Origin of the sequence: Vibrio genomosp. F10 str. 9ZD137 (genome assembly GCF_049974785.1) — a bacterium.
Lineage (GTDB): Bacteria > Pseudomonadota > Gammaproteobacteria > Enterobacterales > Vibrionaceae > Vibrio.
In genome coordinates, this window is the sequence record NZ_JBNGCJ010000749.1 from 1 (window position 1) to 3,198 (window position 3,198).

A 3,198-nucleotide genomic window follows, 5' to 3' on the forward strand; every position below is an offset into this window, starting at 1 on the left:
AAAACGGCCACCACCACCAGCACTTCCGCGCTCTCTACGATCCCCTCTTTCCGCTAACACGCTAATAGACAAACGTACTAAGGGGCGAATATCGCCAGCATAAGTCCCGTCGGTCGCAGCAACGAGCATATTTTCATGCACGCCACTCAAGCTGACGGATACCTCTTGGATCAATGGCTCTTTAGTGCGAATGTACGCATCAAGCTCTTTGAGCAATTCCGTTTTTTGCTGTTTCTCCCAGCTCGCGAGTGGATTGATCGCTGAGTAATAAGCTTGATTATCATGACGACTAAACGCTTTTACTTTTAAGTTCTGCCCTTGCTGAGCAATACCACGAGCAGCGTTTGCACTTTGCGTTAATCCTTCAAGGTTAATTTGGTCAGAGTAAGCAAAACCGGTTTTTTCCCCCGCGACAGCACGTACACCAACACCACAGTCAATGTTGAATGAACCATCTTTAATGATGCTGTCTTCAAGAACTAAGGATTCATGCCAGCTGGATTGAAAATAGATGTCAGCGTAATCAATTTGACGTGTGGCAATACTTGCGAGTGTCTCTGATATTTCTTGCTGTGTTAGACCCGTTGGCGATAACAATGCATCTTCGATTCGGTTCAGGCTCATAATCTACTCTTAATTATTTTTTAAAATGGTTTTCAAACCGAGTGTGCGACGCCACTGGCATGGTGTTACGAATGTCGATAAGCGATTGTAAATCGATCTCGACAATCGCACTTTGAGGTTTGTCTGTAAGGCGCAGAACAACATCCCCCCAAGGGCTGATGATCATGGAGTGCCCCCAGGTTTCTCGGCCACACGGGTGCCGACCGACTTGATTCACCGCGACGACCCAAGACTGTGTTTCAATCGCTCGGGAGGTTAATAGTGTTTCCCAATGTGCTTTGCCCGTTACGGCGGTAAACGCCGCAGGAACGAGCAATATTTCAGCCCCTTGTTTAACCAGCTCAGAATATAAATGGGGGAAACGCACATCATAACAGATTGACAGCCCCAATTTCCCAAAAGGCGTCTCTGTCACCACGATTTCTGAGCCTGGTGTAAACGTTTCTGACTCTCGGTAACGTTGATGGGTATCTTTTACATCGACATCAAACATATGCAATTTATCGTAATGAGCAACCAGTTCACCATCATGATTGATCACAAGACACGTTGTGCTGACATTACCCTGTTGGTTGCGAATAGGCATACTGCCAATGATGATCCACACCGACCAGTGCTGAGCCAAATCGCAAAGACGTTGCTGAATTGGCCCCTTTCCCAAAGGCTCTGCGTGGTGGTGATAATCGCTGCGATGACCAAATATCAATGCGTTTTCTGGGGTAACAATCCACTTTGCACCTTCGTTAGCAAGCTTTGATACTTCCTGTTCAATGTACGTCAGATTCTCGATAGGATCTGACGTTGATGTCATTTGAATAATGCCAACACATTCCATTGTGTATTACTCCGATTCCGCCTCTTTAAGAAGCTTTTTGGGCAGTTTGAACTCAGCTTTCCGACGCGATAACTCTTTCACGGTTGGTGCGTCGAGTGGCCCTTGAACGTGGTAATTCACCTGGGTAAAAACCTCGACTACAGGCGCGATCACCGTCGTAATAGCCAAAACATAAATAGCGGTTTGTGGCGTCACAGCAAAAGCGGTTAAGACAGGGATCCCTGAAGTAATATCTGGGACAAAATTCACTTCCGCATCGACGGTTCGATCATTGAGATTCGCCAACCCTTTGATGTTCATTTCGCCAGCCACTGCATCCATCTGGATATCGTTAGTAACAAAAATCCCATCTCGTATTTCACCGGTTCCTTTAATCGAATTAAACGCCATTCCTTTATCGAACACATCCGTAAAGTCGAGCTGCATCTTACGAATAATAGAATCTAAGCTAAACAGACCAAGCAATCGAGCGGCACCGCTCACATCAGAAACCACCCCCTTACCAAGCTTACTGCTCACCTTGCCCTCTAAGGTATTCACTTGCATTGACCAAGGTGCACCGTTCCACTTCAGTTGTGCAGAAAGATCAAAGGGGGCGCGCTGAATACCGGAACTGATACCAAAACGCTCCATAAGATCACTGTTGTTATCACCACTCATTGCCATATTGTATTCAGTGATACTTTGATCGTCCGTTAACGTCCAGGCACCATTGATTGAGATGCTATTGGTGCCACTTTTGACCGAAATATCATTCCATTCTAACCGGTTGCCTTGGCGTACTAAATCGACATTCACTTTACCGACTTTGTAACCTTGCAGCCAAAAATCATCAATCGCTAATGTTAAGTTTGGCATTGACTGGTGAAAAGTGCGATCAAAATGTGTGATTACCCCTGCTGGCTCACTCTTACTGGTTAAAATGGATCGATCTTCCTTTACCTCATCTAAAGCGGGAATATAAACATGCAAACGATCCAGTGCGACCGAAAGATCATAAGGCTCTATATAGCTTGCTTGACCACTTGCCTCTTGGCTCTCGAGATCAAAATGCCAGCCTAAGTTTTTTCTTCGTGCTGAAAAGTTAACATCATGCCATTCGATATCCGCCAACGTGAGATCCGCCACATCGATATTGACCCTTTCCGGCATAGGGATCTCGGGCGTATTGAGTTCATCCAGAACGGCCTTTTGCTTCGGCACTGGTCGACTGCCAATCTCGAGCCATTTATCCAGGTTAAACTTATTGGTTCGAATCTGTGCGTGATGCCCCGCGATAGGGCTAATTTTAAAGCTGCCATTTCCTACAACGAGATTCGTTGCCGTTAGCACAGGCGTCTCAGGTCTAATATCAATTTCTGCTTGGTATTTTGCTCTTGGCATTAATAAACGAGCACTGATCGATTCTTGATTACCTGACGCTTGCAAGCGTGCTTCCCCTTTCTGTTTTGACGGTTTGTTTAACGGATAAGGGTAATCGCTTTTTACCATGGTCATATCTGCGGTTAGATCGATTTGATAAGTAAATCCAACATCATTGAGTTGGATATTAATCTCAGACTGCCAAGGCGCATGGCCGGAGAGTTCTTGCGTCCAACGATCACCAACATAAGGAGATAATGGAGCAATATCCCAATCTGCGAGTAGATCTATTCCGACGGAATAACCCGAACCCGATGAATTTTCACCAGAAAAGTCGATAGAAATGGGCTGTTTTAATAGATCCGCCGATAGGCCAG

The 3,198-nt window shown here is 45.7% G+C and carries 3 protein-coding genes; all 3 read right to left on the reverse strand.

Going from position 1 to position 3,198, the window contains the following annotated elements; translation table 11 throughout:
- The coding region (locus ACP45E_RS17635; RefSeq protein WP_277815717.1) for a PmbA/TldA family metallopeptidase at positions 1 to 624 on the reverse strand (624 nt) is incomplete at its 3' end.
- A 13-nt stretch (positions 625 to 637) separates the two neighbouring features.
- Positions 638 to 1,459, reverse strand: a complete 822-nt coding sequence (locus ACP45E_RS17640; protein WP_017038231.1) for a carbon-nitrogen hydrolase family protein — start codon at positions 1,457 to 1,459, stop codon at positions 638 to 640.
- Between the two features lie 6 nt (positions 1,460 to 1,465).
- Positions 1,466 to 3,198: YhdP family protein (locus tag ACP45E_RS17645; RefSeq protein ID WP_069585347.1), on the reverse strand; the 1,733-nt coding region annotated here is incomplete at its 5' end.

Excerpts from the sequence above, each read along its gene's own strand:
- ACP45E_RS17640 (WP_017038231.1), bottom strand. The coding sequence starts at position 1,459 with ATGGAATGTGTTGGCATTATTCAAATGACATCAACGTCAGATCCTATC.